Origin of the sequence: Poseidonibacter lekithochrous (genome assembly GCF_013283835.1) — a bacterium.
GTDB lineage: Bacteria > Campylobacterota > Campylobacteria > Campylobacterales > Arcobacteraceae > Poseidonibacter > Poseidonibacter lekithochrous.
In genome coordinates this window covers 430,679-457,018 of the sequence record NZ_CP054052.1, presented here as the reverse complement: position 1 = coordinate 457,018, position 26,340 = coordinate 430,679, and the positions used below count along the sequence as shown (strand labels likewise).

Sequence of the window (26,340 nt, the reverse complement as noted above, 5' to 3'; positions counted from 1 at the left end):
AGCAATAGATGGCAAAATTCGAAAAAGCTAACTCTGTTGGTGAGTGGTTAGACCAAAGGTTAAACACTACTGCACTTAACAAAGTAATGATGACTGAATATTGGATTCCAAAAGATATTAACTTCTTATGGGCAATGGGTGTATTATTAGCTACTACTTTTGGTATTTTAATAATCTCTGGTATTTTCTTAATGATGTACTACAAACCAGATATTGGTTTAGCATTTGATTCTGTAAACTACACAATTATGCAAGAAGTTGCATTTGGTTGGTTATTTAGACATATGCATGGTGTTGCTGCTTCTGTAGTATTCCTAGTTATTTATATTCACATGTTTACAGGTATCTACTATGGTTCTTATAAACAAGGAAGAGAAATGATCTGGATTTCAGGTATGTTATTATTCATGACATTCTCTGCTGCTGGATTCTCTGGATATATGTTACCATGGGGACAAATGTCTTACTGGGCTGCAATGGTTATTACTAACTTATTTGGTGGTGTTCCTGTAATTGGTGATGCTTTAGTTGTATGGATTAGAGGTGACTTCAACGTTGCTGATGCTACATTAACTAGATTCTTCATGTTACACGTATTCTTATTACCTATTACTATTATGGGTATTATCGGTGTTCACTTCTATACTTTAAGAATTCCTCACGTAAATAATCAATCATCTGATGAATTTGATTATGATGAAGAAGCTGAAAAGTATTTAGCTGGTAACAAAAAAGAGTCAAAAGTTATTCCTTTCTGGCCAGTATTTATTTCTAAAGATTTAGCTGTATTAGGTATATTCTTAATTTTCTACTTCTACTTAGTATTCTTCCATTATAACTTTGCAATGGATCCAGTTAACTTCGATCCTGCTGATAACATGGTTACTCCTGCGCATATTTACCCTGAGTGGTATTTCTTATGGTCGTACGAAGTATTAAGAGGATTCTTCTTTGATATTGCTGGATTTAAAGCATTTGATATTGGATTAATTGCATTTGCATTCGCAAATGGTATTTTCTTAGTATTACCTTGGTTAGATAGAGATCCAAAAATCTTACCAGCACATAAAAGACCTGTGTTCTTTATCTGGTTCTGGATATTAATGGTTGACTTAATTGTATTAACAGTATATGGTAAATTACCTCCTACAGGTACAAATGCATGGGTTGGATTCTTCGCAGCAGTTGCATTTATCGTATTATTCTTAGTATTACCAATCGTTACGAAAATTGATGCTAAAAAAAGGGGTGATGCATGAGAGAATTAAAAATATTAGCAGTAGTAGTAGCATTAACGCTAATTACTTACTGGGGTGTTGAGCCTTACGCACACCACGAAATGCATCCAAAAGTAGCTCCAGCTGATTATACATTTGCAGACGTTCAAAAGGACGTTGCAGATGTTAAAGGTTTAACTGGAAATGCAACAAGTGGTGAAGCTTTAGTTACAGCTAACTGTACTGCTTGTCACGCAATTGAAGCTAAAGGTTTCCCTCAAGTTATGGATAACGCTAGTTCAGCTGCGGCTTACGGTGTTACTCCTCCTGATTTAGGAACTGCTGGTAAATTATATAATGCTGACTATTTAGCTGCATTTATTAAAGATCCTGCAAAAGCTGCAAAAACATCTCATAAATTTGAAGATGGTGCTGCACATCCAATGCCAGGTTATGGTTGGATGCAACCACAAGAAATTGCTGATATGGTAGCTTATTTACAGTCTATTGCACCAAAAGAAATGACAAACAAAGAAGTATTTACTGATGCTTGTCAAAGATGTCACGCTATTAAATATGCTGATATGAAAAATGGTACAATGGCTTCATTTACTCCTGATGCTGATATTAAAAGATATATGGGGAAATTACCACCAGATTTATCTCAATACATCAGATCTAGAGGTGATGCATACTTAACTACATTCATCAATGACCCTCAAAAACACTTAGAAGGTACAGCTATGCCTAGAGTTGGATTAACTGAAGACTCTCAAAAACAAGTTGTAACTTACTTAGAAGAAGTTGGGGATTCTAAAAAACAAGAGAGAGAAGAATTAGGACCTAAGTTCTTAATTTATGCTTTAATCTTTGCAATCTTCGGTTTCTTATGGAAAGCGAAACAATGGAGAGAAGTTCACTAGAACCTCTCTTTATAAAAACTAAAAAAGCTTGGGATTTATCCCAAGCTTTTTTTTTATCTCAAATACTACAAATCCCTCAATTACTACCCCTTTGAATACTAACTTTTTATTTAAGTACAATTTAAATTCTAGAAGAGTAATATAAAATAACAAAATACAAAGGAAACAGAATGAAATTAGCAAAATTAGTTTTAGCTTGTACACTATCACTAGGTGTAGTAAATGCGCAGGATGTAATGCAAGAATCTATGTCAATTATGGAAAAAGGAATGACACAAATTCAAAAAGGATTTTTAAATAATAATATTGAATTAATCAAAGAAGGTTCATTATTAGTAAAAAAAGGAAACTCTTTATTTAATGATAAAAAAGTCATTACAAACTATTTACCAGAAAATAAAAAACACTTAGTAAATGTTGCAGCTGCTGCTAGTGACAGAATTGCTTTAGATATTAATGTATTAGAATTAAATTTAGACAATAAAGCTTACCTAAACTCTGCTGATGCTTATTCTGATATGCTAAATGCCTGTTCTAGATGCCACTCTATAGTTAGAAGTTGGTAAGAAATAAATAAAAAGAAAAGGTTAAACTTTTCTTTTTATATTAATATTTTTGAAGCTGCTGCTGTAATAGCAGTTTCACTACGTAAGATTAATGAAGAATCAAATCCGACTATATTGTCTTTATTAAAAGTAAATCTTTCATCTTCAGAAAAACCACCTTCACAACCAAGTACTAAAGTTTTTATATCACTTTTTTTATCTTCAATATTTGTATCTGAGAAATCAAGAAAATAAACATCTTCATTCTTTTGAACAAAGTCACTTAAACTATCACTAGTTTCAAGTTTTATAATATTAGATCTACCACATTGAGAAGAAGAATTTATTAAAATTCTATTTAATTTTTCAATATTTATTTTGAAATTATTTTGAGAATATTCACAAAAAATAAAAGTGATTTTATCTACTCCTAATTCGTTTAAAGAAGCTATATACTTCTCCACAGTTTTAGGATCTACTAAACACCAACCAATATGTAAATTAGTTTTATTTTTTATAATTTTCTCTTCTTTTGAAATTAAAGACAAAAAAGCATCTTTTCTAGAAATTGAATCTACTTTATAAAGATAGATATAATCATCTTTTAAATTTCTAAAATAAATCTCATCGTCTACTTTATGTCTTCTAGCTTTAATTAAATATTTATATACATCATCATTAATAGTAAGATTATCATTTCCACATGAATCATGAAAAGAAAATTGCATAATTAAAATACTTTGCTAATAATATAAATTGAAACAATTACCATAATTTCAATCGTATATATTTTTTTAGCATATGCATAAAACTCATCTTGAAGTTGTTTATCTGCAAGTTTAATAACTCTCATCTTTTTATATCTTTTAATTTCGATTACTAGTAAGAAAATTGATGCAGGAATCATCAATGCAATAGTAATAGAAAAAGTTTTAGCATAAAAAGCAACAATAGTACCAGTGTAAATAACAATGGCATTAGTCAGGTGGTATAAAGGAGTTTGAAATTTTAGTCTTTTAGCTAATTTTAAAAAATCCTTTTGTGTTGTAACTGAATATAAATTAAATAACATAATTGCTAGAAAAAAATAAATTACATATACGTGTGTATCAATTGCGCTTTGCATTAATTCCATTTTGTTTATCTCTCTTTTAAAAAATTTCGCTATTATATCTAACTTGTCATAAGTTTTTATTTTAATTATACAAAGGAATAATAATGGCTATTAGTGTAGAGAAAGTATTTGAAGAAATTTCGAATATTACACATCAATTAGATTTCGAAATAATCCCTATTGAAAATGCTCAAAACAGGGTAAGTGCATCGGCATTATACGCTACGAGCGAACTTCCACGATTTAACAATTCAGCAATGGATGGTTATGCAATTATTCATGAAAATAAAGATGAAGAATTAGAAGTTATAGATACTATTTTTGCAGGTGATGATAATACAAATTTAATAAAAACAAATACTTGTATTAAAATCATGACGGGTGCTAGAGTACCTGAAAATGCAACAGCAATTATTCCAAAAGAAGATACTGAAAAACTTAATGATAATAAAATAAAAATTATAAAAAACGTAAAAGAATTTCAACATATTAGATTTATTGGTGAAGATATTAAAAAAAACGAATTATTACTTAACAAAGGCGATTTAGTTAACTTTTCAAAAGTAACTTTATTAGCTTCTCAAGGTATCTCACATATTAAAGTTTATAAAAAACCAAAAATTGTAGTTTTTGCAAGTGGTGAAGAATTAAAACTTCACTATGAAAAAGCACAAGCTCATCAAATTTATAATTCAAATACCCCTACTTTCATTTCAAGAGCTCAAGAGCTTGGTTGTGAAGTAACATTTATTGGTCAGGCAAAAGATACTATTGAATCAATTAAAGAATTAATACAAAACTCTTTGAATGCTGATTTAATTATTACATCAGGAGGAGTTTCTGTAGGAGATGCTGATTTTACAAAAGCAGCTTTTAATGAACTTGATTTTAAAACAATTTTTGATGGAATTATTATTAAACCAGGAAAACCAACTGTATTTGGAAAAATTGGAAAAACATTCATTTTAAATCTTCCTGGAAATCCTTTGGCTTCTGCACTTATATTTGAAATGTTTGGTAAAAACATTGTTCAAAAATTGCAAGGTTCAAATGAGATCTTTCATAACTTTATTGAAACAAAATTAAGTAATGATTTATTCAATAAAAAAGGAAGAATTACAATAATTCCAGGTAACTTTGATGGAGCTAAATTTGAAGTAGCACAAAAAAGAAGTCCAGGAATGGTATCTGTACTTTCTTCTTGTAACTCAATGATTATTTTAGATGAAAATGTAGAAAAACTACAAAAAGATGCCTTAGTTAAAATTTTACCAATAGATTGGAAATTCTTTACAGAAAAGAAAAAGGACTTTTTAACATATGAGTAACATACCAACTAGAAAAGCAATATGTATTCTAAGTGGTGGAATGGATTCCACTTTAGCTTCGTATATTGCAAAAAATGATGGATATGAAATTATCGCTGTTCATTTTAATTATGGACAAAGAACTGAAAAAAGAGAATTACAAGCATTCAGAAATATTTGTGAAGATTTAAAAATTAGTGAAAAATATGAAATTGATATTCCATTCTTCACACAAATTGGTGCAAGCGCATTAACTGATGCTAGTATTGATATTCCAGTTGATGGAGTTGAAGAAGGTGTTCCAGTAACTTATGTACCATTTAGAAATGGTATTTTTCTTTCAATTACAGCTGCAATTGCTGAAAAAGAAAAAGCTGAAGCTATGTATATAGGTGTTGTTCAAGAAGACTCTTCTGGATATCCTGATTGTACAGATGAATTTATTTCAGATATTACAAAAGCAATTAATCAAGGTACAAAAGAATCAACAAACATTGAGATTAAAACACCATTAGTTCATTTAACTAAATCACAAATTGTTACTAAAGCATTAGAATTAAATGTTCCATTAAAACATACTTGGTCTTGTTATAAAGAAGAAGATGAAGCTTGTGGAGTATGTGACTCTTGTAGATTAAGATTAAATGGTTTTAAATTAGCTAATACAACTGATCCAATTCCTTATAAGGCTTAATATGCATTGGAAAATTTCAAAAGAGTTTGATTTTTGTTATGGACATAGAGTTTGGTCACAAACTTTAAATACTGAATTTTCGTTAGATCCTTGTTTAAAATGTAGACATTTGCATGGACACCAAGGTAAAATTTTAGTTTATTTAGAAGCGGCCGAGTTAAAAGATGGAATGGTTACAGATTTTAAACATCTAAATTGGTTTAAACTTTTTTTAGATGATGTATTAGATCACAAATTTGTACTTGATATTAATGACCCCCTATTTCATACATTAATTCCAAATGTAAAAAAAGAGGAACTTATTAAATTCCCCGAAGGTCACTCTATAGTTGATTTGACAAAATTCAAAGATGATGAAACTCATATGATTGAATTATATGAAGGTTATGTAATTGTAGATTTTGTACCAACTAGTGAAAACCTTTCAGCATGGTTTTTAAAAATTGTTCAAAAGAAAATGGATAAATTAGGTGTTAAAGTATCACATATAGAGTTTTTAGAAACACCGAAAAGTAAAAGTACTTTTTATGCTTGAGATAAATGAGATCTTCGGTCCAACTATTCAAGGTGAAGGAAAATTAGTTGGATCACCTTCTATATTTATTAGATTTGGGAAATGCAACTTTAAGTGTGAAGGTTTTAATGTAGAATATGAAACTCCAAGTGGTATTAAAAAATGTGCTTGTGATACATATTATGCAGTGGATACAGCTTTCAAAGACACATGGACTAAATACAAATCATATAATAGTATAGTTGAGGAAGTTGATAAATTAATTTCAAAAAACAATTATGATTATAAAATTGATATTGTAATCACAGGTGGGGAACCACTATTATATTGGAATAAAGAAGAGTTTCAAAAACTACTTAAACACTACATCGATAATGGGCATAAAGTTACTATTGAAACAAATGCATCATTAAATCTAAATATTGAACATGAATATCAAAAAAAGATACTATTTTCAATGAGTGTAAAACTAAGTAATTCCCTAGAGCCTTTAAAAAAGAGAATCAACTATTTAACACTAACAACAATATTAGAAAATACTCAAGATTCTTATTTGAAATTTGTAATTAACAAAGATTTTTTACAAAAAGCTAAAGAAGAAATAAAAACTATTTTAGAAAATATTCCAAAATGTGAAATTTATTTAATGCCTATGGGTGACGATTCTGATGCAATTACAAATAATTGTGAATCAGTAATAAATATGGCAATTGAAAATGGATATAAATATTGTGACAGACTACATATAAGGGTTTGGAATAATAAAAGAGGTGTTTAAAAGTCACATATAAATCGTTTTATTATATAAAAATGAGATATAATACTGCAAATTTAAAAAATTAACGTAATTTATAAAGGAATAAAATGAATTTTACAGGTTCAAATGTATTAGTAACTGGTGCTAGTAGAGGTATTGGTGCAGAAATTGCAAAAACTTTAGCTAGTTTCGGTTTAAAAGTTTGGATTAACTACAGAAGCGGTGCTGAAGCTGCCGAAGCTGTACAAGCAGAAATTGAAGCTGCTGGTGGAAAAGCTGCAATAGTTAAAGCTGATGTAACTTCTGAAGAAGAGTTTACAGCTGCAATTAAAACTATTGTTGATGCTGATGGTGCATTATCTTATTTAGTTAATAATGCTGGTATCACAAAAGATAAATTAGCATTAAGAATGAGCGTTGATGACTTCAATGATGTAATTTCTGCGAACTTAACATCTACATTTATTGGGTGTAAAGCTTCATTAAAAGTAATGGGTAAAAAAAGATTCGGTTCTATTGTAAATATTTCTTCAATTGTTGGAGAAATGGGTAATGCTGGTCAAACTAATTATGCTGCATCAAAAGGTGGAGTAAATGCTATGACTAAATCATTCGCAAAAGAAGCTGCTGCAAGAGGTATTAGATACAACGCAGTAACTCCTGGATTTATTCAAACTGATATGACTCACGAATTAAAAGATGAAGTTAAAGATGAATATATTAAAAATATTCCTTTATCAAGATTTGGTCAACCAAAAGAAATTGCAGATGCAGTTGCATTTTTATTAAGTGATCATTCATCTTATATTACAGGTGAAATTTTAAAAGTTAATGGTGGTTTATACGTTTAATAAATAAAACGTGTAGATAAATTTTATAATTTAAAAGGCTTTTTAAAATCTTTTTTGTTATAATACGATGATAATTTTATAAAAGGAAATAAATATGGCATTATTAGATGATGTAAAAGAAGTAGTAGTAGAACAATTAGATTGTGACGCAGCTGAAGTTAAAGAGGATTCAAAATTCATCGAAGATTTAGGTGCAGATTCTTTAGACGTTGTAGAATTAGTTATGGCATTAGAAGAAAAATTTGACATTGAGATCCCTGATGAAGATGCAGAAGGTATTTTAACTGTTCAAGATGCTATCAAGTACATCGAAGATAACGCGTAATTTATACGCTTTAAAATAGAAGGCTAGAAATAGTCTTTCTATTTTACAAATAAATCAATTTAATTTAAGATATTGAGTTTTTTAATATTATAAAAAATTGAATAATTTAAATAATATATATACGGAGCATATTTAATGAAAAGAGTTGTTGTAACTGGATTAGGTACTGTTAATTCTATTGGACACAATGTAGAAGACTCATTCAACGCTGCTGTTGCAGGTGAATGTGGAATTGACACTATTACACTATTTGATATTAGTGAGTTTCCTGTAAAAATTGCAGGAGAAGTAAAAGATTTTGATCCAACTACTGTAATGGAAAAAAAAGAAGTTAAAAAAGCAGATAGATTTATTCAATTAGGAATTAAAGCTGCTAATGAAGCAATGAGAGATTCTGGATTCACAAGCATTGAAAATAAAAAAGTAGATGATAGTGTATCTGAGAGATTCGGAATTATTTCAGCATCTGGAATTGGTGGATTAGGTACTATTGAAAAAAACTCAGTAGTATGTGAGAATAGAGGTCCTAAAAGAATTTCTCCATTCTTTATTCCTTCTTCATTAGTTAATATGTTAAGTGGATTTATTTCAATTGAGCATGGATTAAAAGGTCCATCATTATCTCATGTTACAGCTTGTGCTGCTTCAACTCATGCTATTAATGATGCCGTTAAAACAATTGCTGCAAATGGTGCTGATAGAATTTTAGTTGTTGGTGCTGAATCTGCAATTTGTGGAGCTGGTATGGGTGGATTTGCTGCAATGAAAGCATTATCTACTAGAAATGATGATCCTAAAAAAGCATCTAGACCATTCGATACTGATAGAGATGGTTTTGTAATGGGTGAAGGTTCTGGTTCACTTGTAGTTGAAACTTTAGAATCTGCTCAAGCTAGAGGAGCAAAAATTTATTGTGAAATTATTGGATTCGGTGAATCTGGTGATGCTAACCACATTACATCTCCTGTAATGGATGGTCCATTAAGATCAATGAAAGCAGCTATGGCTATGGCTAAAGCAAACATTGGTGAAGATGTAAAAATTGATTACATTAATTCTCATGGTACTTCAACTCCAGTAGGTGATGTAAATGAGTCAAAAGCAATTGCTGAATTATTTGGTGGAGCTGAAAATTGCCCTCCTGTAACATCTACAAAAGGTCAAATTGGACATTGTTTAGGTGCAGCTGGAGCTATTGAAGCAATTTTTGCAATTAAATCATTAAATGAAGGTGTAATTCCTCCAACAATCAATATTGAAAATCAAGATGAAGAGTGTAAATTAGATTACGTTCCTAATACATCAAGAAAAGCAGAATTAACTACAGTTATGAGTAATAACTTTGGTTTCGGTGGTACAAACGGAACTGTTATTTTCAAAAAATTTGAAGCATAATAAATAAAACACACAATCTAACTACTAAAAAGAGCTAGTATTTACTAGCTCTTTTTTTTTAAAGGGAGCAATAACTTGGCAGCTTATTTAGAATTCGAAGAAAAAATCAAAAAAATTGAAGAAGATATCATTGTTGCAAAAACAAAAGCTGATGAACATGCAGTAGAAATCTTAGATAAAAAACTTGAAAAAGAAGTTGAAAAAACTTTCAAAAACTTAAGTGATTATCAAAAACTTCAATTAGCTAGGCATCCAGATAGACCATATTCATTGGACTATATTAATGGATTACTAACTGATGCTTATGAAATTCATGGAGATAGACATTTTGTAGATGATAAAGCAATTGTTTGTTACCTAGGTTATATTGGTGAGCAAAAAGTTATGGTTATTGGTGAACAAAAAGGTAGAGGTACTAAAGATAAACTACATAGAAACTTTGGTATGCCATCACCTGAAGGTTATAGAAAAGCTTTAAGAGCCGCTAAAATGGCTGAAAAATTCCAAATTCCAATTCTTATGTTAGTGGACACTCCGGGTGCATATCCAGGAATTGGTGCGGAAGAGAGAAATCAATCTGAAGCAATTGCTAGAAACTTATTTGAATTTGCAGACCTTACAACTCCAACAGTATCTGTTGTAATTGGTGAAGGTGGTTCAGGTGGAGCACTAGCTATTTCCGTAGCTGATAAATTAGCAATGATGAGATATTCTGTTTATGCAGTAATTTCTCCAGAAGGCTGTTCTGCAATTTTATGGAATGATCCATCAAAAGTAGAAACTGCTGCAAATGCACTTAGAATTACAGCTGAAAACTTAAAAGAGTTAAACTTAGTTGATGATGTAATTAATGAGCCTTTAATTGGTGCTCATAGACAAAAAGAAGAAGCGATTAAAGCTTTAGGTGAATATTTTTTAGCTTCAGTAGAAGAATTAAAACAAATGACACCAGCACAAAGATACCAAAAGAAATATGAGAAAATCATGGCTTTAGGTTCTTTCCAAGATGATAATTAAAACAAGAAGTTATACTTCTTGTTTATCTCTTTGTTCACCCACTAATCTACCAGCATATTCTCCAGCTAATAAATGAAAATGTAAATGAGGTACTTCTTGTCCCCCATGATTCCCAATATTTGTAATTAATCTATAACCACTTTCTTTAACTTTTAATTTAGAAGCTACTTTTTGAATAAACTCAGTCATTCCAGCCATTATTTTTGGAGGAATTACATCAAAAGAATCATAATGCTCTTTTGGAATAATTAATACATGAATTTTTCTAGTTGGATTTATATCATTAAATGCTAAAAAGTTTTCATCCTCTAATACTGTTTGATTAGGAATATCACCTTTAACAATCTTACAAAAAATACAATCATTTGTAACCATATTATTTCCTTGAATTTGAATAGTAAAATATTATAACCAAACTCTAATAAATCTTTAAGTATAATCGCAAGATTATAGAAATAAGAGACTAAAATAATTATAGAAAACTTACGGGAGAATTAAGTGAAAGAGTGGATTGAAAAGATAGAAAACGCAGCCTCACTTGAAGAGTTAGAAAACCTTAGAGTAGAAACTCTTGGAAAAAAAGGTGTTTTAACTTCAGAGTTTGCAAAAATGAAGGATATTCCAGGTCCTGAAAAAAAAGCATTTGCACAAAATTTAAATGAGCAAAAAGCATTACTTACAAATGCAATTGAAACTAAAAAAGTAGTTTTAGAAAAAGAAGCATTAAACAAAAAACTAGAAGCTGAAAAAATTGATGTAACTAGATTTAATAATGAACTATCATGTGGTGCAACTCACCCAGTAGTTGAGACAATGGATAGAATCATTACGTATTTCCAGAATTTAAACTTTGCAGTTGAAGAAGGACCATTAGTAGAAGATGACTTCCATAACTTTGAAGCATTAAATTTACCAAAGTATCACCCAGCAAGAGATATGCAAGATACTTTTTATAATAAAGATTACACTCTATTAAGAACACATACTTCTCCAGTTCAAATTAGAACAATGTTAGGTCAAGATAAAGATACGCCAATTAGAATGATTGCTCCAGGAACAGTATTTAGAAGAGACTTTGATATTACTCATACTCCAATGTTCCACCAAATTGAAGCATTAGTAGTTGACGATGCAGATAAAATTTCATTTGCAAACTTAAAACATGTATTGGTTGAATTCTTACATCATATGTTTGGTGATGTAGATGTTAGATTTAGACCATCATTTTTCCCATTCACAGAACCATCAGCAGAAGTAGATATTTCATGTGTATTCTGTAAAGGGGATGGTTGTAGAGTATGTTCACACACAGGGTGGCTTGAGGTATTAGGTTGTGGTGTTGTAGACGAAAATGTATTCAAAGCAGTTGGATACGAAAACAAATCTGGATATGCATTTGGATTAGGTGTTGAGAGATTTGCAATGTTAATTCATAACATTGGAGACTTAAGATCTTTATTTGAAAGCGATATGAGACTATTAGGACAATTTAGATGATTATTACAAGAAGCTGGTTACAAGAATTTTTAGATATTTCAAAAATATCAACTGATGATATTTGTAAAACACTTAACTCTATTGGTTTAGAAGTTGATAGTGTTGATAAAGTTTTAGTTGCTCCAAAAGTAGTAGTAGGTAAAGTTTTAGAAAAAGAGAAACATCCTGATGCTGATAAATTAAATATTTGTCAAGTTGATATTGGAAGTGAAACTGTACAAATTGTATGTGGTGCAAAAAATGTAGATGCAGGACAATATGTACCAGTTGCAACTGTAGGTTGTAACTTAGGTGGTGATTTTAAAATCAAAAAAGCTAAATTAAGAGGTGCTCCTTCAAACGGGATGATTTGTTCATCTACTGAACTTGGATTACCAAAACTTAATGATGGAATTTTAGAACTTGATGATTCTATTGGAGAATTAATTCTTGGAAAAGAATTAAATGAATATAGATTAATCAATGATGATATTATTGAAATTGAATTAACTGCTAATAAAGGTGATTGTTTAAGTATCAATGGTGTTGCTAGAGAATTATCTGCATTTTATAACTTACCGTTAGTTGAGTTTGAAAAGAATGTTAATTACAATGAAATTGGTATTGGGCAAGTTTTAGAAGTTGAATGTGAAAGTAATATTGATTCATCTTTAATTTATAAAGCAGTAGATTTCTCAGAGTTTAAACTTCCAGTTATTCAACAATTAAGAGTTGGTGCTATTGGTAAATATGAAGAAGCAAATGATATTCAAAATGCATTATCTTATGCTACTCATTGTAATGGTGTTATCTTAAATGCTTATGCAAAAGATAAAGCTGATTGCACAAATGACTTAAGTGTTATTCACATTAGAAAAGATGAAAATGGTTTTGATAATGTATATGGGAAAGAACAATTAAGTAAAATCTGTATTGATCATAAAAAAATTAATGCTGAAGATTTAAACTTTATTGTTGAAGCTTCATACATTAATCCTGAATTAATTGCTAGACAAGTATTTGAAACAAAAATTGAAACAGGAGATGTATATTATAGATCTTCTAGAGGATCAGAACCACATATTAAAAGTGGAATTGATTACTTTACAACATTAGTTTCAAAATTTGGAGCATTAATTTATAAAGGTGCTGAAACTTTTGTAGATGATAAAGAAAAATCTATCTTAGATGTAAATGTTCATAAAGTTAATTCTATTATTGGGCAAGAAGTTCCAAAATTAGAAATTGAAAGAATTTTATCATCTTTAGGATTTGAAGTTAAAGATGGTGGGAATGATATTCTATCAGTAAAAATTCCATTATTTAGACATGATATTAAAAATATTGCAGATGTTACTGAAGAGATTGTAAGAATTATTGGTATTGATAATATTGTTGCAAAACCTTTAGCAATTGATGAAGTAAACAGAATTAATAAAACATCAAATGATTTTATTAAAAAAAATAAATTAAGATTTAAAGCAATTGAAAATGGATTCTTTGAAACATTAACTTATGTATTTGGATCAAGAGAAGGTTTAGAGAAATACAACTTCCCAGTTGTAAAAGAAGAGTTAGACTTATTAAATCCAATTGTTAAAGAGTTAAATACATTTAGAACTACTATTTTATTAAATCTAGTAGAAGCTTGTTCTAACAACTTTAAAACAGGTACAAGATCTTCTTCATTCTTTGAAATTGGTACTATATTTGATGCAAATAGAGCTGAATCTAAAAAGATTTCATTTATTCAAACTGGTGCGGTTGAACAAGAAGATGTAGTAAATTCTGGTAAACCAGCAAATATTGATTTCTTCACGTTTGCAAAAAAAGTTTTAAATACTGTTGGTAAATTTGATTTAGAAGCAATGAAGGAAAATGAAATTACAAATTCATTTATTCACCCTTTCCAAAATGCAAATGTAATTGTAGATGGAAAAAATATTGGATACATTGCCAAATTACATCCAGCTGTTTGTGAAGATTATGATTTATCAGATACATTTGTAGCAGAAATTGATTTTGAAGCAATTGCAAATGATTTAATAAAAGTTAATTCATATTCAAAATTCCAAGCATCTAAAAAAGATTTAAGTATCATTGCTCCAAAAGCATTAGAATACAAAGAAATTAAAGATGTAATTAGATCAATTAATGATAATAATATCAAACAATTTAACTTAATTGATATTTATACAGATGAAAAGTTAGGTGAAAATGAAAGTTTAACAATCAGATTTGTTTTACAAAATGATGATAAAACTTTAGAAGAAGAAGATATAACTAAATCAATGGATAATATTCTAAATGCATTAGATGAAAAATTATCTATTAAATTAAGATAAGAAAAAAAAGGAAAAAAGTGAACAAATTTAATATTAAAAAGTTAGTTAAGCCATTTGACATAGAAATCGATTCAATTGCTAGTGATAAATCAATATCTCACAGATGTGCAATGTTTTCACTTTTTTCCAATGAAACATCTTATATTAAGAACTATTTAACAGCTGAAGATACTTTAAATACTCTAAGTATTGTTGAACAATTAGGTGCAACAATTAAAAGAGATGGATCAACAGTTGAGATTACACCAACACAGAAATTAAATGAACCAAGTAATGTTCTTGATTGTGGTAACTCTGGTACTGCAATGAGACTATTTTGTGGTTTATTAGCTTCTGTAGATGGTGCATTTACATTAAGTGGTGATAAATACTTAAGAGCTAGACCTATGAAAAGGGTCGCTGATCCTTTAAGATCAATTGGTGCAAATATTGATGGAAGAGAGAATGGAAACAAAGCTCCTTTATTTATTAGAGGTGTAAAAGAATTAAAACCATTTACATACCATTCACCAGTAGATTCAGCACAAGTAAAATCTGCAATGATTCTAGCAGCTCTTAGAGCAAATGGAATCTCTAGATATAAAGAAAATGAACTTACACGTGACCATACTGAGAGAATGTTAAAAGGTATGGGAGTTACATTAGAAAATGATAATGAAGGGTTTATAAATATTCATCCTTTAACAGGACATTTAAAACCATTAGAAATGACAGTACCTACAGATCCATCATCTGGATTTTTCTTTGCAGTAGCAGCAGCTGTTACTCCAAATTCAAGAGTACTTATTAAAAATGTGACTTTAAACCCAACAAGAATTGAAGCTTACCAAGTATTAAAAAGAATGGGAGCTGAAGTTAATTTTGTTGAAAAAGAGAATATTTATGAACCTATTGGAGATATTGAAATTAAACACAAAGAATTAAATGGTGTTGTAGTTGAAGATAATATCTCTTGGTTAATTGACGAACTTCCAGCACTATCAATTGCTATGTCAATTGCAAATGGAAAATCATTAGTTAAAAATGCAAAAGAGTTAAGAGTAAAAGAATCAGATAGAATCAAATCTGTAGTTTCTAACTTAGAAAAATGTGGTGTTGAATACACTGAATTTGAAGACGGATATGAAATTACAGGAGGAACAATAAAAAAAGCCTCAATTGATTCCCATGGAGATCACAGAATTGCAATGAGTTTTGCAATTGCTGGAACTTTATGTGATATGGATATTAACGATACGGAATGTATTGATACATCATTTCCAAATTTCAAAACAATTCTTGACTCTTTATACTAGGAATAATTTTAAGGAAATAGAATGAAAGTTAAATTAGCTTCAAATTATGGATTTTGTTTTGGTGTAAAAAGAGCTATTAAAATTGCGGAGTCTTATGAAAATTCTTCAACAATGGGTCCTTTAATTCATAACCAAGATGAAATTAATAGATTAAAAAAAGATTTTAATGTTGGTTTATATCAAAACCTAAAAGATGTAAGTGATGATGATACAGTAATCATTAGAACACATGGTATTCCAAAAGATGATTTAAAAGATTTAAAATCTCAAAATGCAAAAGTAATTAATGCCACATGTCCATTTGTTACAACTCCTCAACAAATTGTTAAGAAAATGTCAGCAGAAGGTTACTCTATTCTAATTTTTGGTGATTCAACACATCCTGAAGTAAAAGGTGTTAAATCCTATGGTGAAGATCAAGATGATGTTCATGTAATTATAGAAACTGAAGAATTAGATAAATTAAAATTTAAACATAATAAAATTGCAACTGTTGCACAAACTACAAAAAAGAAAGAAAAATATTTAGAAATTGTTAATACTTTAATACTTAAAAATAAAGAAGTAAGAGTATTTAATACTATTTGTGATGCTACATTTGAAAATCAAGATGCAGCAAGAGATATTTCAGAAGAAGTAGACGTAATGGTAGTAATTGGAGGGAAAAACTCTTCTAATACAAAACAATTACATTCAATTTGCAAAGAAAATTGTGAAGATTCATATTTAATTGAAAATGACAGTGAGATCAATGATTCATGGTTCAAAAACAAAAACCTGTGTGGAATAACAGCAGGTGCTAGTACTCCAGATTGGATTATCCAAGCAGTAGTAAATAAAATAGAAAGTATCGACTAGACACTTTAAGCCTTATTTATGTATAATCGTCCCATTTAAAAAACGTGTACATATGAAGGAATAAAATGGGTATCGAAGATATTGATTTAGGTGAAGACTTTGATTTTGAGCAAATGCTTAATGAGTCTTTCGAGAATGCTGAGAACAACTCGGTTGTAGATGGTGTTATTGTTGAAATCTCTGGAGACAGAGTTTTAGTTGACGTTGGTCAAAAAATTGAAGGTCAGATTAATATTTCTGAAATTACAATTAATGGAGAAGTTCAGTATAAAGCTTCTGAAACTCTTAAAGTAATGTTAATGGGTAATAGAGGTGAAAGACCGAATATTTCTCATAAAAAAGTATTACAAAAAGAGAAATTCGACGCATTTGTTGAAAAACATGGTGAAGATGTTGAAGAAGTAACTATTGAAGGTAAGATTGTTTCTGTTAAACAAAGAGGCGGATTCATTATTGAAGATGAAGAAGGTTGTGAATATTTCATGCCTATGGCTCAATCTTACTTAAAAGCTCACGGTGCAGTTGGTAAAAAAGTTAAAGCAAAAGTATTAAAAGTTAATGCTGCGCAAAACTCTATCATTGTATCTAGAAAAAAACTTATTGAAGAATCAAAAGCTTTAAAAGATAATAAAGTTGCTGAAATCTTAGAACAAAATGAACCAGTAAACGGTATCATTAAAAAAATCACTTCTTACGGAATGTTTGTTGATTTAGGTGGAATTGATGGTTTAGTAAACTACAATGAAATCTCTTACAAAGGTCCTGTAAATCCTGCTAACTACTATAACGAAGGTGACGAAGTTACTGTTGTTGTATTATCTTACGATAAAACAAAACAACACTTATCATTATCAATTAAAGCAGCTTTAGCTAATCCATGGGAAGAGATTAAAGATGAATTAGAAGTTGGTGATACAATTACTGTTACTGTTTCTAACTTTGAATCTTACGGTGCATTTGTTGACTTAGGAAATGATATTGAAGGTTTATTACATATCTCTGAAATTTCATGGAATAAAAACGTTAAAAACCCAAAAGAATTATTAACTTTAGGTGAAGAAGTTAACGTTGAAGTTATCGAATTAGACGTAGATAAAAAAAGATTAAGAGTATCTCTTAAAAACTTACAAGAAAAACCTTTCTCTAAATTTACAAAAGACCACAAAGTTGGTGATGTAATTACTGGTAATATTGCTACTTTAACTGACTTCGGTGCATTTGTAACTGTTGGTGAAGTTGATGGTTTATTACATAATGAAGAAGCTTCTTGGGAATCTAATGCTAAGTGTAAAACACTTTTCAAAAAAGGTGACGAAGTAGAAGTTAAAATCATTAAAATTGACAGAGAAAAAGAAAATATTTCATTATCAATTAAAGAAATTGCTGATTCTCCTGCAAAAAAATTCCAAGACGCTCACAAAATTGGTGATATCGTTAAAGGTGCAGTTAAAGATTCTAAAGACTTCGGTATCTTCATTAAATTAGAAGATAACTTAGACGGATTAATCAGAAACGAAGATTTTGGACCATTAGAAGATGAAGAAGTTAAAAATGGTGATGAAATTGAAGCTGTAGTAGTAAATATTGATACTAAAAGAAATAGAGTTAGATTATCAGTTAAAAGATTAGAGCAACAACAAGAAAGAGAAGTTCTAAAAGCTGTTAATGATGATTCTGCTATGACTTTAGGTGATTTATTAAAAGATCAAATTAAAAACTAGGGATTAATTTAAAATGAGTAAACACACAATCGTAGTTTGTGACCATATACATGAAGATGGATTAAATATCTTACAGAATACTGAAGATATTAATTATGTATATGCAGCAGATATTGATAAAACTGAACTTTTAAATGTAATTAAAGATGCTGATGTAGCAATTACGAGATCTTCAACTGATGTTGATGAAAAATTCTTAAATGCTGCAGAGAACTTAAAAGCTATTATTAGAGCTGGTGTTGGATACGATAACGTTGATATGGAAGGTTGTAGCAAAAGAGGAATCATTGCTATGAACGTTCCTACAGCGAATACTATTGCAGCAGTAGAATTAACTATGGCACATATGTTATCTTGTATGAGAAAATTTCCATATGCACATAACCAATTAAAACAAGATCGAATCTGGAAAAGAGAAGACTGGTATGGTAATGAATTATATGGAAAAAAACTTGGTGTAATTGGTTTCGGTAATATCGGACATAGAGTTGCATTAAGAGCTAAATCATTTGAAATGGACGTAGTAACATACGACCCATACATTCCTTCTACTAAAGCAACTGATTTAGGTATTAATTATACAAATAATTTTGATGATATCCTTAACTGTGATATTATTACAATTCATACACCAAAAAATCAAGAAACACTTAATATGATTGGTGAAGAAGAAATTGCAAAAATGAAAGATGGTGTAGTTTTAATTAACTGTGCTAGAGGTGGTTTATATAATGAAGATGCATTAGTAAACAATCTTAAAACTGGAAAAATTGCAATGGCTGGTATTGATGTATTTATTAAAGAACCTGCAATAGATCATCCATTATTAGATTTACCAAATGTGACTGTAACTGCCCATTTAGGTGCAAATACTAAAGAATCACAAAAACAAATTGCTATTCAAGCTGCTGAAAACGCTATTGAATCTGCAAGAGGTATTGCATACCCAAATGCTCTTAATTTACCAATTGATGAAAGTAAAATTCCATCATTTGTTAAACCATATATTGAGTTAACTCAAAAAATGGCATTCTTAGTTGCTCAAAGTGATAAGAGTGAAATTAGATCAATTAATGTATCTGCAGAAGGTGAAATTTCTGAATATTTAGATTCATTACAAACATTTGCAACAGTAGGTGCATTAGCAGTAGCTTCTGGTGATGAAATCAACTATGTAAATGCTAACTTCTTAGCTGAAGAAAAAGGTATAGAATTAACTACATCTGAATTCTCAGCAACTAGCGGTTACCAAAATAAAGTATCAATTAAAATTACAACTTCTAATGGTGTTCAAACAATTTGTGGAACAGTATTTAATGAAGATGTACAAAGAATAGTTGATATTAATAACTTCCCATTAGACATTGAACCAAAAGGTAAAATGATCATAATGAGAAATAGTGATGTTCCAGGTGTTATTGGAGAGGTTGGTTCAATTTTAGCTGACAACAATATTAACATCGCTGACTTTAGATTATCAAGAGGTAAAGACGGTGCTTTAGCTGTTATTCTTGTAGATGAAAAAGTTTGTACTGATACTATTAAAAAACTTGAAAACTTAGAAGCAGCAATATCTGTTTCTTACGCAGAAATTTAAGGAGATACCATGGCATTAGGAATGAGTGATTTAAAAAAAGGTCTTAAGATTGAATTAGATGGTATTCCATATAAAATTACAGATTACGCACATGTTAAACCTGGTAAAGGTGCTGCATTCGTAAGATGTAAAATCAAGAACTTTTTAAACGCAAAAACTATTGAAAAAACTTTTCACGCAGGTGACAAGTTTGAAACTCCAGATTTACAACAAAAGACTATGCAGTTTTTATATGATGATGGTGAAATGTTACAATTCATGGATACTACAACATATGAACAAATTGGTTTAACATATGATCAAGTTGGTGATGCTGAAAAATGGATCATCGATGGTATGAATGTTGATATGATGTTCTTTAACGGTAATGCAATTACTGTTGAGCCACCAGCAACTGTTGAAATGAAAATTGTTGAAACTCCACCAAACTTCAAAGGTGATTCGCAAGGTGGTAAAAAACCTGCAACTCTTGAATGTGGTGCTGTTGTACAAATTCCATTCCACTTAGTTGAAGGTGACATTATTAAATGTGATACTAAAACTGGTGAATATGTAGAAAAAGTTAAGTAATTAACTTTTCTCTATAATAAAAAAGGCTGATATCAATTGATATCAGCCTTTTTTTATGCCTAGTTTTTTCTTTTCAAATAAAGAATTTTTTCTTCACCTATATAATTCTCATGTACTATTTCATAGTCAATATCTAAATCATTTAAAGCATTAGCGCCTTTTCTAATTTTTGGACTGATTAATAAAATAACATAATCTAATTTTTCTTTTAAAATATCTACTAAATTATAAGTACCTTCTACCATAATAAATTTATAATCTAATAGTTTAAATAAGTCATTAGAAATAATTACATTTCTATTAGGAACTTTAAATAAAGGAATACTATTATCAAAGATTTTATTTTTTGAGTATATCATTACATTAGGAGCTCGTCCAGCTATATATCTTGCATCTAGTGTTGGTTTATCTACTCTAACAGTATTACCACCTATTAGCATTAAATCTATCTTATCTCTTAATGCATGTACATAAGCTTTTGCTGCATTGGATGATATTGCACCATCTACTGAGCCATTTAAAGTTTGTGCCATTTTATAAAAAATAAATGTACCGCTATTCCATTTGATAAATGGATATAAAAGCTCATAAGCTTCTTTTTTCATACAACCTATCTCAGTATTAATATTAACTGACAAAAGTGTTTCTAGACCCCCTGAAGCTTCTTTATTTGGATCTTCATGTGCAATAATTACTTTTTTAGGATTTAGTTCTTTAAGTAAGTTAGCACAAGCTGGAGTTTTACCTATATGATTACAAGGTTCAAGTGTTACATATACCTTACAATCATTAAAAAAACCATTATGATTCTTGATTAAATATTCATGTATATCATGAGAAGTTTTTTTTGTTTTAATTAAATCATTTGGATGATATTTTAAAAAAGCAGCTTTCAGTGCATTTACTTCAGCATGCGGCATACCAGCTTCTTTGTGTGCTTCAATTGAAAGTATTTCACTTTCACCTTTTACAATTACACAACCAACAGCAGGATTAGGATAAGTTAAAAATTGATATTTCCATGCTTCGTTAATTGCTAATTTCATGAAAAATTCATTATTAATTTTCATTAGACAATTCTTTCTAGTAAGTTAAATTTTGATTGTAGTATATATTAAAGAGGCTAAATAATTAGTTAGATTAGGTATTGAGGGTTAATAGATAAATCTATTACCACTCAAAATAAGTAGATGCAGATAGAATTGAACTTTGTTCAATTTCTTCTTCACCATGTTCAGTTTTTACAACAATCTTTTGATTGTCTACGCTTAAAAGTTCACCTTTGTAAACTTCTGTCGCAATATCTTTTACTCTTACTTTTTCGCCAACTGAAGCAATAAAGTGATCTTTTGTTCTTAACTTTCTTTCAATTCCAGGAGAACTTACTTCAAGTCTATATTTTCCACCCATAGGTTCTTCAACATCTAAAATAGGTGAAATCATTCTAGAGATTTCAGCACATTTATCTAAGTTAATACCACCTTTAGCAGTAACAAAAACTCTATAAATGTTATCATCATGTTCTCTAGTTGTAACGATATCATAAAGTTGAGCATCTAAACTTTCAACAGCTAATTTGATTGATTCTTCTAAACTCATTCTTCTTCTTTTTTATCTTTTCTGATTTGAGCAAATAGAGCTTCTATATTTCTTGATTCTTCTAAAGTAGTATCATTAACAAAAGTAAAGTTTGGACATTTGTACCAACCTGTACTTGCTAAAATATAAGATTTAATTCTACCATTTGCTTTTTTTAATAATGCAATTATTTCTCTTATTTCTTTTTGATCATAATCTGAACCATCGAAATAAACAATTGCATCATATTTACCATTTTTACAGTTTACACCTGTAATAGCTAAAGAGCTAATTCTATGATCAGAAAGTGATGAAAGACCTTCTGGAATTAGCTCCATTAATAATGATTCAGTTCTTTGTAAATTAACGCTTTTCATGATTAGTCGTCAATTGAAACTTTTTCTTCAATTTCAATGAATGTTTCAATGAAGTCACCAACTTTAATATCGTTGAATTTATCAAACATAATACCACACTCGTAACCATTAGCAACTTCTTTAGCATCATCTTTAAATCTTTTCAGACTTGAAATTTTACCAGTGTATGTAACAACACCATCTCTAATGATTCTTGCTAATCCACCTCTGATTACTTTACCATCAGTAACTAAACATCCAGCAACAGTTCCAACTTTAGGAACAACGAATGTATCTCTAACTTCAGCTTGACCAGTATTCTCTTCTCTAATTACACCACTCATCATTCCAGATAAAGTAGCTTTAATATCATCAATTAAATCATAGATAATTGAATAAGTATTAATAGTAATTCCATCAGCTTTTGCTTTAGATTTAACAGAACCAGTAGGTCTTACGTTGAATCCAAGGATAATACAACCCTCAGAAGCACTTGCAAGAACTAAATCAGATTCAGTAATTCCACCAACTGCAGCGTGAATAACTTTTACTTTAACTTCTTCGTTAGCAATTTTTTCTAAAGAACCTTTAATAGCTTCAAGTGATCCACCAACATCAGTTTTAATAATAACTGGTAATTGTTTGATCTTACCTTCTGCAATTAATCCACTCATCTCTTCTAAAGATACTTTAGTAGATTTAGATAATTCTTTTGCTCTTTCATGTTCAGCTCTTTTAGTAGCAATTTCTCTTGCTTCTTTATCAGAGTCTTGTACAACCATAACAGATCCAGCAGCTGGAACTTCACTTAATCCTAAAACATTACCTGTTTCAGAAAGACCAAGTTGTTTAACTGGTTTACCCATATCATTAGTAATTGCTTTAACTCTACCAAAAGTAGTATCACAAACAATATTATCACCAACTTTTAATGTACCATTTTGAACAATAACAGTAGCAACTGGTCCTCTTCCTTTTTCAAGTAAAGATTCAACAACAGTAGCTTTTGCTTTTGCAGTAGGATCAGCTTTAAGTTCAAGAATTTCAGATTGAAGTAAAATATTTTCTAATAAATCATCAATTCCCATTCCTGAATGTGCAGATACACCAATAAATTCAATATCTCCACCCCAATCAACAGGAGTCATTTCTCTCTCTGCCATTTGGGATTTAACCATATCCATGTTAGCTGTCTCTTTATCCATTTTGTTTACTGCAACAATAATTGGACATCCAGATGCTTTTGCATGAGAAATTACTTCTTCAGTTTGAGGTTTAACACCATCATCTGCAGCTACAACAATAATTACAACATCAGTAACACTTGCACCTCTTGCTCTCATAGCAGAGAACGCGGCGTGACCTGGAGTATCAACAAATGTAATTTTCTTTCCATCTTTTTCAACTGTGTAAGATGAAATATGTTGAGTAATTCCACCTGCTTCACCTGCAGCAATTTTAGAAGATCTAATTTTGTCAAGTAAAGAAGTTTTACCATGGTCAACGTGACCCATAATAGTAACAACTGGTGGTCTTTCTGAGAAGTTAGAATCATCAATTTCTTCTTCTAAATATTCATCAACGTAGTTTACGTCTTCTAATGCATCTTTAACAGTAACTTCAATATCAAACTCTTCACCAAGAATTTCTAATTCGTCTTGTTTTAAGAAGTCATTTTTAGTAACTAACATACCAAGACCGAATAATACAGAAATCACTTCAGAAGCAGATTTACCACACGCCTCAGCAAATTCATATACTCTAATGTCTTCAGGAATTGTTACTTCAGTAATTTCAACTGATTCGAATTCTCTTTTAATTCTTTTCTTTCTTTTTCTTCTTTTTAAACCTTGTGGTCTATTACCAAATGCAGCTGGTTTAGAACCTCTTGCTTGCTTATTAGTATTTTGAGGTTTAGTTTCCTCTAAAAGTTTTGAAGTATCAGATAATCCCATATCTAATAATACAACTTCTTCCCCAAGTAGTGAGTGTTCAGTTTTATTATTAAAGTCATCAGAGGCACCTCTGTTAACATCTAATTTTCTACCATGATCATGTGTTCTAGTAGCTTGTTTTTTCTTCTCTTTTTTCTTAGCTCTTCTAGCATCGAAATTATCATCTTTTGAAGATGTATCAGAATCATTACTTCCTAAAATTTCACTAAGAGATTTCATTTTCTTTCTAGGTTGAATTTCAGTTGGTTTATCTTCAATCTTAGGTTCAACTTCTCTTGGCTTTTTCTTCTTGATAATTTTTAGACCTCTTCTCTTAGGAATTATCTTTTTAGGTTTAGAAACAACTGCTTCTTCTTTTGTTTCTTCTTTCTTTTCTTCTTTTTGTACTTCATCAGATGCAGGTTTTTCAACTGGTGTTGTAGGTTTTGAGATTGTTTCTTTTTCTTCTTTCTTTTCAGCTTCCACTTTAGGAGCCTCAACTTTAGAAACTTCTTCAACTGGTTTTACTGGTTCTGCTTTTTTTACAACTACCTTCTTAGGCTTAGCTGCAGGTTTTTCAGCTATTTTAGAACTTTTACCAGTCATTATATAATTTGCAATCTCTTCTGCGTCTTCAAATGAAACTGCACTTTGAGGTGATTTAAGTTCTATATTTAAATCTTTTGCTTTTGCAATAACTTCCGAGCTACTAGCTCCCGCCTCTTCTGCAATTTCATAAACTCTTACTTTATCTGACATCTGTTAACATCTCCTTAAGTTGTAGAACATACTTATCTTTATTTTTGCACTCTCTACATAGTGCCTTATCAATTTTTTTATAAACTCTTTGATCAATATCTGTTTGTACTATTTTTGATATACAATCTTTACAGATATAAAAACTTCTACCATAATTGTTAAATAATACAAGTTTTTTATCTTCACATTTAAGTCTTACTAGCATTTTTTGTTCGATTTTTTCTCGACAAGAAATGCAAGTTCTTAACGTCTTTTTTAAATTAGCCAACGATTATACCTAAAATATACTTTAATATCAAAAAATATTAAAGATCTATTTTAACGCCCACATTATCAAAGTCTGAACTGAAAACTTTAAAATGAGGAAATCTACTTTTAAGTGATTTTTCAATCTTCTTTGCATCTTCAGCAAAACAGATAGAAAACAGTGTTGAACCTGAACCTGATAATGTACTCATTAAAGCACCACTTTTAAGTGCTGTTTTTTGTACATCAAATAATTCTGGCATTTGTTTCATTCTATATTTTTGGTGAACTTTATCCATAGATGCAGTTCTAAGCATTTTCCAGTTTTCACTCATAAATGCAGCCGTTAATAATGAAGAATGAGAAATATTAAATATTACATCATCTTTAGAGTATTTAAAAGGTAACGCTTTTCTAGATAATTGTGTTGAAATAGGTCTATTAGGAATTACTACAACAGCTTTTAATGATTTTGGTATATTTTTATTAATATATCTAACTTCATTATCTTGTACAGTTGCCACATTAAATCCACCCATTACAGCTGGTGTAATATTATCTGGATGATTTTCATAAGCAAGTGCTAAATTTAATAATTTATCTTTATCTAATTTAATGCCTTCAATAGCATATGCACTAGCAATTGCTGATACAATTACAGCAGAAGAAGAACCTAATCCTCTAGATAATGGAATTTCATTAAAGAATTCATATCTAAAATGTCTTTTTCTATGTGTCAAATTATAATAAAAATCATTAAAAATTGAGATAAACATATTGTTATCTTTTAATACAGGGTTATTAGCACCCTCACCTTTTAATGATACACTGTGAAATTTTGATGGCTTAATAATAACTTGGTTTTTCATAGCAATTGCTAGTCCAAGAGAATCAAACCCTGGTCCTAAATTTGCACTAGTAGCAGGAACGCTTACTTTCATCTATT

Annotated in this window: 27 protein-coding genes; 18 read left to right on the top strand and 9 right to left on the bottom strand. The window is 29.8% G+C overall.

All coding sequences use genetic code 11. The features are described 5' to 3' along the window. Positions 1-8 precede the first annotated feature (8 nt). The 3 genes from ALEK_RS02285 (at position 9) to ALEK_RS02275 (ending at position 2,706) form a co-directional block, all read left to right on the top strand. Positions 9-1,259, top strand: a complete 1,251-nt coding sequence (locus tag ALEK_RS02285; protein WP_071626431.1) for a cytochrome b — start codon at positions 9-11, stop codon at positions 1,257-1,259. After that, positions 1,256-2,140 carry a c-type cytochrome gene (locus ALEK_RS02280; protein WP_071626432.1) on the top strand — a complete coding sequence of 295 codons (885 nt, stop codon included), beginning with the start codon at positions 1,256-1,258 and terminating at the stop codon, positions 2,138-2,140. Before ALEK_RS02285 ends, ALEK_RS02280 begins: the two co-directional genes overlap by 4 nt. A gap of 170 nt (positions 2,141-2,310) precedes the next feature. Beyond that, positions 2,311-2,706, top strand: coding sequence for a hypothetical protein (locus ALEK_RS02275; RefSeq protein ID WP_071626433.1), 396 nt, complete (start codon positions 2,311-2,313; stop codon positions 2,704-2,706). 35 nt (positions 2,707-2,741) lie between these two features. Here the strand turns inward: ALEK_RS02275 and ALEK_RS02270 are convergent, their stop codons facing one another. Together ALEK_RS02270 and ALEK_RS02265 are read right to left on the bottom strand one after the other, a co-directional pair. Next, positions 2,742-3,413 carry a 16S rRNA (uracil(1498)-N(3))-methyltransferase gene (locus ALEK_RS02270; RefSeq protein ID WP_071626434.1) on the bottom strand — a complete coding sequence of 224 codons (672 nt, stop codon included), beginning with the start codon at positions 3,411-3,413 and terminating at the stop codon, positions 2,742-2,744. Positions 3,414-3,415: 2 nt separating this feature from the next. Further along, entirely contained in the window at positions 3,416-3,820 is a 405-nt protein-coding gene (locus tag ALEK_RS02265) for a hypothetical protein (RefSeq protein ID WP_071626435.1), read from the bottom strand. An 83-nt stretch (positions 3,821-3,903) separates the two neighbouring features. Here ALEK_RS02265 and ALEK_RS02260 point away from each other — a divergent pair, with 83 nt between their 5' ends. From ALEK_RS02260 to accA, 8 genes are all read left to right on the top strand, one after another. Beyond that, positions 3,904-5,127 (top strand): molybdopterin molybdotransferase MoeA, encoded by a 1,224-nt coding sequence (locus ALEK_RS02260; RefSeq protein WP_071626436.1) that lies wholly within the window; start codon positions 3,904-3,906, stop codon positions 5,125-5,127. After that, positions 5,120-5,800, top strand: a complete 681-nt coding sequence (gene queC, locus ALEK_RS02255; RefSeq protein WP_071626437.1) for a 7-cyano-7-deazaguanine synthase QueC — start codon at positions 5,120-5,122, stop codon at positions 5,798-5,800. The genes ALEK_RS02260 and queC overlap by 8 nt, the downstream gene beginning before the upstream one ends. A 1-nt stretch (position 5,801) precedes the next feature. Then, positions 5,802-6,335 carry a 6-carboxytetrahydropterin synthase gene (locus tag ALEK_RS02250; RefSeq protein ID WP_071626438.1) on the top strand — a complete coding sequence of 178 codons (534 nt, stop codon included), beginning with the start codon at positions 5,802-5,804 and terminating at the stop codon, positions 6,333-6,335. Next, positions 6,328-7,092 (top strand): 7-carboxy-7-deazaguanine synthase QueE, encoded by a 765-nt coding sequence (locus tag ALEK_RS02245; protein WP_071626439.1) that lies wholly within the window; start codon positions 6,328-6,330, stop codon positions 7,090-7,092. The genes ALEK_RS02250 and ALEK_RS02245 overlap by 8 nt, the downstream gene beginning before the upstream one ends. 86 nt (positions 7,093-7,178) lie before the next feature. Further along, entirely contained in the window at positions 7,179-7,922 is a 744-nt protein-coding gene (gene fabG, locus ALEK_RS02240; protein WP_071626440.1) for a 3-oxoacyl-ACP reductase FabG, read from the top strand. 94 nt (positions 7,923-8,016) lie between these two features. Then, positions 8,017-8,247 carry an acyl carrier protein gene (acpP, locus tag ALEK_RS02235; protein ID WP_071626441.1) on the top strand — a complete coding sequence of 77 codons (231 nt, stop codon included), beginning with the start codon at positions 8,017-8,019 and terminating at the stop codon, positions 8,245-8,247. A 135-nt stretch (positions 8,248-8,382) separates the two neighbouring features. Next, on the top strand, positions 8,383-9,642 hold the full coding sequence (locus ALEK_RS02230; protein WP_071626442.1) for a beta-ketoacyl-ACP synthase II: 1,260 nt from the start codon (positions 8,383-8,385) through the stop codon (positions 9,640-9,642). Positions 9,643-9,717: 75 nt separating this feature from the next. Further along, positions 9,718-10,659 (top strand): acetyl-CoA carboxylase carboxyl transferase subunit alpha, encoded by a 942-nt coding sequence (gene accA / locus ALEK_RS02225; protein ID WP_071626443.1) that lies wholly within the window; start codon positions 9,718-9,720, stop codon positions 10,657-10,659. A gap of 9 nt (positions 10,660-10,668) precedes the next feature. Here the strand turns inward: accA and ALEK_RS02220 are convergent, their stop codons facing one another. Next, positions 10,669-11,034: a histidine triad nucleotide-binding protein gene (locus ALEK_RS02220; protein ID WP_071626444.1), complete on the bottom strand. Its 366-nt coding sequence runs from the start codon at positions 11,032-11,034 to the stop codon at positions 10,669-10,671. Between the two features lie 123 nt (positions 11,035-11,157). On the opposite strand from ALEK_RS02220, the gene pheS reads away from it, so the two are divergent. The 7 genes from pheS (at position 11,158) to efp (ending at position 20,521) form a co-directional block, all read left to right on the top strand. Beyond that, positions 11,158-12,156, top strand: coding sequence for a phenylalanine--tRNA ligase subunit alpha (gene pheS, locus ALEK_RS02215; RefSeq protein WP_071626445.1), 999 nt, complete (start codon positions 11,158-11,160; stop codon positions 12,154-12,156). Beyond that, positions 12,153-14,480 (top strand): phenylalanine--tRNA ligase subunit beta, encoded by a 2,328-nt coding sequence (pheT, locus tag ALEK_RS02210; RefSeq protein WP_071626446.1) that lies wholly within the window; start codon positions 12,153-12,155, stop codon positions 14,478-14,480. The genes pheS and pheT overlap by 4 nt, the downstream gene beginning before the upstream one ends. Positions 14,481-14,497: 17 nt before the next feature. Continuing rightward, positions 14,498-15,775, top strand: a complete 1,278-nt coding sequence (gene aroA / locus ALEK_RS02205; protein ID WP_071626447.1) for a 3-phosphoshikimate 1-carboxyvinyltransferase — start codon at positions 14,498-14,500, stop codon at positions 15,773-15,775. A 21-nt stretch (positions 15,776-15,796) separates the two neighbouring features. Then, positions 15,797-16,633, top strand: a complete 837-nt coding sequence (locus ALEK_RS02200) for a 4-hydroxy-3-methylbut-2-enyl diphosphate reductase (protein ID WP_071626448.1) — start codon at positions 15,797-15,799, stop codon at positions 16,631-16,633. 65 nt (positions 16,634-16,698) lie between these two features. After that, positions 16,699-18,354: a 30S ribosomal protein S1 gene (locus tag ALEK_RS02195; RefSeq protein WP_071626449.1), complete on the top strand. Its 1,656-nt coding sequence runs from the start codon at positions 16,699-16,701 to the stop codon at positions 18,352-18,354. Between the two features lie 13 nt (positions 18,355-18,367). Beyond that, positions 18,368-19,951, top strand: coding sequence for a phosphoglycerate dehydrogenase (gene serA / locus ALEK_RS02190; protein WP_071626450.1), 1,584 nt, complete (start codon positions 18,368-18,370; stop codon positions 19,949-19,951). A gap of 9 nt (positions 19,952-19,960) precedes the next feature. Continuing rightward, the gene (gene efp / locus ALEK_RS02185) at positions 19,961-20,521 is read left to right on the top strand and encodes an elongation factor P (RefSeq protein WP_071626451.1); all 561 of its coding nucleotides are present in this window, start codon (positions 19,961-19,963) and stop codon (positions 20,519-20,521) included. 59 nt (positions 20,522-20,580) lie between these two features. Here efp and ribD read toward each other — a convergent pair whose 3' ends face one another. The 6 genes from ribD to thrB form a co-directional block, all read right to left on the bottom strand. Next, a complete protein-coding gene (gene ribD, locus ALEK_RS02180; protein ID WP_071626452.1) occupies positions 20,581-21,591 on the bottom strand; it encodes a bifunctional diaminohydroxyphosphoribosylaminopyrimidine deaminase/5-amino-6-(5-phosphoribosylamino)uracil reductase RibD in 1,011 nt (336 codons plus the stop codon). Between the two features lie 100 nt (positions 21,592-21,691). After that, positions 21,692-22,120, bottom strand: a complete 429-nt coding sequence (rimP, locus tag ALEK_RS02175) for a ribosome maturation factor RimP (RefSeq protein WP_071626453.1) — start codon at positions 22,118-22,120, stop codon at positions 21,692-21,694. Further along, positions 22,117-22,476: a 30S ribosome-binding factor RbfA gene (rbfA, locus tag ALEK_RS02170; RefSeq protein WP_071626454.1), complete on the bottom strand. Its 360-nt coding sequence runs from the start codon at positions 22,474-22,476 to the stop codon at positions 22,117-22,119. Before rbfA ends, rimP begins: the two co-directional genes overlap by 4 nt. Before the next feature lie 2 nt (positions 22,477-22,478). Next, positions 22,479-25,148, bottom strand: a complete 2,670-nt coding sequence (infB, locus tag ALEK_RS02165) for a translation initiation factor IF-2 (RefSeq protein WP_071626455.1) — start codon at positions 25,146-25,148, stop codon at positions 22,479-22,481. Continuing rightward, positions 25,138-25,353: a sigma factor G inhibitor Gin gene (locus ALEK_RS02160; RefSeq protein ID WP_170073329.1), complete on the bottom strand. Its 216-nt coding sequence runs from the start codon at positions 25,351-25,353 to the stop codon at positions 25,138-25,140. The genes infB and ALEK_RS02160 overlap by 11 nt, the downstream gene beginning before the upstream one ends. 100 nt (positions 25,354-25,453) lie before the next feature. Beyond that, the gene (gene thrB / locus ALEK_RS02155) at positions 25,454-26,335 is read right to left on the bottom strand and encodes a homoserine kinase (RefSeq protein WP_071626457.1); all 882 of its coding nucleotides are present in this window, start codon (positions 26,333-26,335) and stop codon (positions 25,454-25,456) included. Positions 26,336-26,340 lie beyond the last annotated feature (5 nt).